General features: G+C 59.7%; 1 protein-coding gene. It reads left to right on the top strand.

The window, feature by feature from the left end:
* Window positions 1-167: 167 nt before the first annotated feature.
* On the top strand, window positions 168-511 hold a 344-nt coding region (locus tag OZ411_RS43055; RefSeq protein WP_282532820.1), incomplete at its 3' end, for a hypothetical protein.

The following is a 511-nucleotide window of genomic DNA, read 5'->3' as shown; positions in this document are numbered from 1 at the left end:
CCTGTGTGTACCGAAAACCTTATCCGAGTTGATGATGTAATGGAATCGCCTAAGCTGGCGGAATGATCGGGCTGCTCTGTTTCGTACTGGCCGTCTTGGCTTCGCCTCTCAAGTCGAAGAGCCGACTTGAAGCAGAGAATGCGGCGCTCAGACATCAGTTGATTGTCTTGAGGCGTAAGCTGCAGGGTCGCGTCCGGCTCACCAACGATGATCGCTGGTTCTTCATTCAACTGTATCGCTGGTTTCCATCGATCTTGCAGGTCCTCACGATCATCCGGCCTGAGACGGTCGTGCGTTGGCACCGGGCCGGCTTTCGCGGCTATTGGCGTTGGAAGTCGCGCCCGATCGGAGGGCGGCCGCCGATCGACACGAGGCTGCGCGCGTTGATCCGGCGGATCAGCGTCGAAAATCCGCTTTGGGGAACGCCACGCATCCACGGCGAACTGCTCAAGCTCGGGTTCGAGGTCGCGCAGTCCAGCGTCGCCAAGTACATGGTGAAGCGACGCGGGCC

The organism is Bradyrhizobium sp. Arg237L, assembly GCF_029990105.1.
Lineage (GTDB): Bacteria > Pseudomonadota > Alphaproteobacteria > Rhizobiales > Xanthobacteraceae > Bradyrhizobium.
Note: the sequence above shows the minus strand (reverse complement) of the source record. Positions and strands in the feature narration are given on the sequence as shown.